We start from the raw sequence: 5,391 nt of genomic DNA, 5'->3' as shown, positions 1-5,391 counted from the left end.
CGTCGGCGGGTCTATCGGCCACAGTGGATGGTGGGGCCTGGACTGTCGGGTCGAGGCGCGAGACGTCGCCGCGCCGAAACGCCGGGGTGTCCGCCGGGGCCCGCCACAGCTCGTCCAGTTCGTCGTCGAGCCAGCACAGCGTCAGCGAGCATCCCGCCATGTCGAGGCTCGTCACCAGCTCGCCGACCTCCGGCATCACCACGGCGACCCCGGCGTCGCGAAGCCTCGGCACGACGTCCTTCCAGATCACGAACAGTTCCTCGTACTTGGTGGCCCCCAGCCCGTTGAGGACGACCGCGGCGCGCCCGTCGGCGTCGTCCGGGCGCTCGGCCAGCACCGCCTCGACGAGCGACCGGGCCAGTTCGGCGGCGGTGGGACGGTCCACGGTGCGCACCCCGGGCTCGCCGTGAATGCCCAGCCCGAGCTCCATTTTGGTCGGGTCGACGGTGAACAGCGGCTCGGTGCGGCCCGGGAAGGTGCATCCGGCGAACGCCGCGCCCAGGGTGCGGGTGCGCGCGTTGGCCTTGCGGGCGACGCGTTCCACCTCGTCCAGCGACAGGCGCCTCTCGGCGGCGGCACCGGCGGCCTTGAACACGCACAGGCCCCCGGCGATGCCCCGTCGGTCCGACGTGGACTCCGGGGCCGCCGAGGCGATGTCGTCGGTCACCAGGACGGTGCGGCAGTCGATTCCCTCGCCGCGAAGCCGGTTCTGCGCCAGCCCGAAGTTCATGACGTCCCCGGCGTAGTTGCCGTAGCTGAACAGCACCCCGGCGCCGCCGTCCAGGGCCTTGGCGACGCGGTAGGCCTGCGCGGTCGACGGGGAGGTGAAGATGTCGCCGATGACCGAGCCGTCGGCCAGGCCGGGCCCCACCAGGCCGTAGAACGCCGGGTAGTGACCGGAGCCGCCGCCGAGGATGACGTTGACCTTTCCCTGTCTGCGGCCCGAGGCGCGCATGACCCCCGAAGCGCCGGGCACCCGACGGACGTAACGCGCGTACGCGTCGCAGAAGCCGTCCACCGCGTCGCCGGCGAAGGCCGCGGGATCGTTGTACAGCCGGGTCATGGCGTGTCCCTTCAGGTCAGCAGGGTCAGGATGTGGTCGAGCGCGTCGTGGTGGTCGGCGGCGACGTGCCCGGCCAGCGCGAGGGCGTCGGCGGAGGGCGGATAGGAGCGGTTGGGGATGGCCACGACGTGGAACCCGGCGGCGCGCGCGGCGCGAATCCCGTTGCCGGAGTCCTCCACGGCGATGCCGCGGGCGGGGTCCACATTGATGCGGCGGGCGGCCTCGGCGTACACGTCGGGGCTGGGCTTGCCGCGTTCGACGTCCTCGCTGGACACCGTGGCGGCGAAGCGGTCGGCCAGGTCGTTGCCCTCCAGCACCGCGTCGATCACCGGCCGGGCGGCCGACGACGCCAGGGCGATGGGCACGAGGTCGGCCACCTTGGCGACCAGCTCCCGCGCGCCGTCCAACAGCGGCGCCTGTCCGCCCTGGACGGAGGTGACGACGTGGTTGACGCATTCGTCCCGCACGACGGGCGCCAGCGCGGAATCGCCGAGCCTGTCGGCCAGGTACCGGGCCCACTCGGGGGCGCTCATTCCCTGGACGGTGGACGTGTCGCCCGCCGTCCAGGTGACCCCGCGCCTGGCCGAGCTGGCCACCCAGCTCTCCTCCCACAGGTGTTCGCTGTCGACGATCACACCGTCCATGTCGAACACGACCCCGTGAAAGCCCATTACTCCGCCACCTCGCAGGTGATGTTGTTGCGCTTCAGTTCGGCCAGCGCCGCGGAATCGGTGCCCGAGTCCACGATGATCATGTCGAAGTCGGACAGCGGCACCAGGCGGTACAGCGCGACCTTGCCGAGCTTGGAGTTGTCCATCAGGAGGTAGCGCTTCTCGGCGACCTCCAGCATCTTGCGTTTCACCGCCACGATGCGGTCCTCCTGGTGGAACGCGTACAGGCCCGACAGCGCCGACGTCGACACGAACACCGCGTCAACCCGCAGCGATTCGATGCACTCCAGGCAGGTGCCGCCCATGAACGAGTCGTGCAGCGGGTCGTAGTCGCCGCCCAGCGCCATCAGGCCGACGCCGTCGAGCTGGCTGAGCTGGCGCATGCCCTCCAGATAGTTGGTGGCCACCCGAAGCGGCGACAGCTCGGCCAACAGCGGGATCATCTCCGCCGTCGTGGTGGCGTCGTCGAGCATGATGGACATGCCGGGTTCGACGTAGCGGCTGGCGTGTTTGGCGATGGCGCGCTTTTGGTTCAGCATCGACTTCTGGCGGTACGACACATTGGATTCGAAGACACCGGACGGCTGCGCGGTGACGCCGCCGCGATACTTGCGCACGACCCCCTGCCGCTCCAGCTCGTCGAGGTCACGGTGGACGGTCATGACGCTCACGTCGAACATGGTCGCCAGCTCCTGCGCCGACAGGCTTCGCCGCTCCACCACGACCTCCGCGATCAGCTTCTGGCGCTGCTGCGGGCTCTTGGCCTTGTCGTACTGCGTGTCGTTCACGGTGTTACTCGCTTCCCTTCAGCACCGGCCGCGAAGACGTGCACGGTGCGTGGATTCATCAGCACACCTACCTTGTCATCAGGCGACAGCCGCGAGGCCTCCGCGCGGGGCACCACCACCGACAGCCGCGACCGGCCTATCTGGACCGTCACCTCGCTGTGCCGCCCCAGGTGTTCGGCGACGTACACCGATCCGTCGACGCGCACCTGCCCGTCGGGTACCTCCCCGGCCCCGATGTGCAGCCGAAGGTCGCGGGGGCGGACTCCCAGCTGGACGTCGGTGTCGTCGCCGAGCACCGCCGGGATCGGGATCTGGAACGCGTCGTCGGCGGCGGCGAAGGTCCGACCGCCGTCCGACGCGACGAACGTGCCGGGCACCAGGTTGATGCGCGGCTTCCCGAACGCCTGGGCCACGAACGCGTTGGCCGGGGCCGACCACACCTCGGTGGGTGTGCCGACCTGGAGGATGCGGCCGTCGCGGATCACCCCGATCCGGTCGGCCAGCGACAGGGCCTCCACATAGTCGTGTGTCACGTAGACGGTGGTGGTCGTGTCGCCGCCGCTGATCGACTTGAGTTCGGCGCGCATGGTCGCGCGCAGCTTGGCGTCCAGGTGGGCCAGCGGTTCGTCCAGCAGGTACGCCCGCGCCGGGCGCACCAGCACCCGGCCGAGCGCCACCCGCTGCCGCTGCCCGTTCGACAGCTGGGTGACCGAACGCTCCAGCAGGTGGTCGATTCCCAGCAGGGCGGCGGTGTGCTGGATGCGCTGCCGGGCCTCGGCGTCGGGCATCCGCATGCGGGGTGAGCGCAGCGGGGAGGCCAGGTTGTCGAAGACGTTGAGTTGCGGGTAAAGCGCGTAGTTCTCGAAGCACATCGCCACGTCGCGGTGGGTCGGCTCCACGTCGCGCACGTCCTGACCGTCAATGTGGACGGTTCCGCTTTCGGGCTCGACCAGCCCGGCCACGATCTTCAGGGTCGTGGTCTTGCCGGCACCCGACGGCCCCAGCAGGCAGAAGAACTCGCCGTCGTCGACCGAGAACGACACGTCCTCCAAAGCGGTGACCTTGCCGAACCTCTTGCCGACCGACCGCACGTCGATGCTCGCCATCAGCCCTTCACCGCCCCGAATGACAGGCCGCGCACCAGGTAGCGCTGGATCAGCAGCGCCAGGACGAGCGGTGGGAGGGCGGCCATGACGGCTCCCGCCGCGACGAGGTTGAACCGGACCTGGTTGCCGCCCAGGTACGCCAGCGAGCTCACCGTGACCGTCTGCGCGTTGCTGGAGGTCAGCGTGAACGGGAAGATGAAGTTGTTCCAGGCGAAGATGAACGCCAGCAGGCACACCGCCGCGATGCCCGGCCGCACCAGCGGCAGGACGTGTTTCATGAAGGCCCGCGTGCGGGAGTACCCGTCCAGCAGCGCGGCCTCTTCGAGCTCGGCGGGAAAGTCCTGAAAGAACGATCGCAGGATCCACACGACCAGGGGCATGGTGACCAGTTGCAGCACCCAGATCATGCCGACCCAGGTGTCGTAGAGGCCCAGCTGCTGGTAGATGACCGACAGCGGGATGATCACCAGCAGTTCGGGGGCGAACCTGAAGCTCAGCAGGGTGAACATCAGGTTGTCGCTGCCGCGGAAGCGGTATCGCGCCGCGGCGTACGCGGCGGGGATGCCGATGACCAGCGACACCAGCACGGCGCCGACGGACGTGACCAGGCTGGCGATGAAGAACCGGACGTACGAGGTGTCGGCGCCGTCGGATCCCAGGACGGTCTTGTAGTTGTCCCAGGTGGGTTTGAACCACAGGTAGGTGGTGGTCTGGTCCGCGTCGGACTTCAGGCTCAACGCCAGGATGAACACCACCGGCAGCAGGGAGAACACGAAGTAGGCGATCAGGGCGACGTTGGCGAGCGTGCCGGTGGCCAGCGCGCGGCGCGCCGTGGCGCGGTCGGTGGTGGTGGCCATCGTCGTCACACCCCCGCCGAGCGGGTCTGGACCTTGCGCAGGTAGCGGACCAGGAACATCGAGATCACGTAGACCACGGCCCACAGGACGAACATGTAGGTGATTCCCTTGCTGTAGCGGGCATAGCTGATCGATTCCAGGTAGGCGTTGATCTGGATGGTGGTGGTGGCGCCGCCGGGGCCGCCTGAGGTGAGGCCGAAGATGATGTCGAACATCTTCAGGCTGTCCATGAGGCGGAAGATCACCGCGACCAGGACGTACGGCCACAGCATCGGCAGGGTGAGGCGGCGGAAGGTCAGCCACCAGCCCGCCCCGTCCACGGCGGCGGCCTCGAACGGGGAGTTCGGCAGCGACCGCAGGCCCGCCAGGGCGATGATCGCCACGAACGGCGTGTAGATCCACGCGTCGACCACGATGGACCAGAAGAATGCCCAGAATGGATCGTCGGTGCCGTTGTAGTCGGTGATGCCGATGCTTTCGACGATGGGACGCACCCAGCCGACCTCCGGCAGCAGCAGCAGTTTCCACATGATGGCCGCCAGGATCGGCGCGACCATGAGCGGGACGATGAGGACCCGCTCGAAGATCTTTCCCAGCAGGCTGCTGCGGTACAGCAGCAGCGCCACGCCGACGCCCAGCACCGTTTCCACGGCGGTGGCGATCACCGCGAAGGTGCCGGTGACCTGGACCGAGTCCCAGAATTCGGGGCTGGAGAACACGTCGGCGAAGTTCTTCAGCCCCACGAAGTCGGGCTGCGGGTTGGACGCCGAGAAGTTGAAGACGGTGTAGCCCACCCCGACGAAGAACGGGTACAGGATGCCGACGCACAGCAGCACCGCGGGCACCGCCAGCAGGTAGGGCCGCCTGGCCCGGCGGCGCCGCGACACGGTCGGCGCGGCGGGCCCG

General features: G+C 68.9%; 6 protein-coding genes. All 6 read right to left on the bottom strand.

What is annotated here, in order from left to right; all coding sequences use genetic code 11:
- Positions 1 to 1,063, bottom strand: a 1,063-nt coding sequence (locus VE172_RS24195) for a dihydroxyacetone kinase family protein (protein ID WP_324804578.1), incomplete at its 3' end; no start/stop codon positions are given.
- 11 nt (positions 1,064 to 1,074) lie between these two features.
- Positions 1,075 to 1,734 (bottom strand): HAD family hydrolase, encoded by a 660-nt coding sequence (locus VE172_RS24190; protein WP_324804577.1) that lies wholly within the window; start codon positions 1,732 to 1,734, stop codon positions 1,075 to 1,077.
- Positions 1,734 to 2,522: a DeoR/GlpR family DNA-binding transcription regulator gene (locus tag VE172_RS24185; protein WP_324804576.1), complete on the bottom strand. Its 789-nt coding sequence runs from the start codon at positions 2,520 to 2,522 to the stop codon at positions 1,734 to 1,736. The genes VE172_RS24190 and VE172_RS24185 overlap by 1 nt, the downstream gene beginning before the upstream one ends.
- Positions 2,519 to 3,628, bottom strand: a complete 1,110-nt coding sequence (locus VE172_RS24180) for an ABC transporter ATP-binding protein (protein ID WP_324804575.1) — start codon at positions 3,626 to 3,628, stop codon at positions 2,519 to 2,521. The genes VE172_RS24185 and VE172_RS24180 overlap by 4 nt, the downstream gene beginning before the upstream one ends.
- Positions 3,628 to 4,485, bottom strand: coding sequence for a carbohydrate ABC transporter permease (locus tag VE172_RS24175; protein WP_324804574.1), 858 nt, complete (start codon positions 4,483 to 4,485; stop codon positions 3,628 to 3,630). The genes VE172_RS24180 and VE172_RS24175 overlap by 1 nt, the downstream gene beginning before the upstream one ends.
- 5 nt (positions 4,486 to 4,490) lie before the next feature.
- On the bottom strand, positions 4,491 to 5,391 hold a 901-nt coding region (locus tag VE172_RS24170; protein ID WP_324804573.1), incomplete at its 5' end, for a carbohydrate ABC transporter permease.

Source organism: Stackebrandtia sp. (genome assembly GCF_035643755.1).
Taxonomy (GTDB): domain Bacteria; phylum Actinomycetota; class Actinomycetes; order Mycobacteriales; family Micromonosporaceae; genus Stackebrandtia.
This window is presented reverse-complemented; position numbering and strand designations above follow the sequence as displayed.

Excerpts from the sequence above, each read along its gene's own strand:
- VE172_RS24190 (WP_324804577.1), bottom strand. The coding sequence starts at position 1,734 with ATGGGCTTTCACGGGGTCGTGTTCGACATGGACGGTGTGATCGTCGAC.
- VE172_RS24180 (WP_324804575.1), bottom strand. The coding sequence starts at position 3,628 with ATGGCGAGCATCGACGTGCGGTCGGTCGGCAAGAGGTTCGGCAAGGTC.
- VE172_RS24175 (WP_324804574.1), bottom strand. The coding sequence starts at position 4,485 with ATGGCCACCACCACCGACCGCGCCACGGCGCGCCGCGCGCTGGCCACC.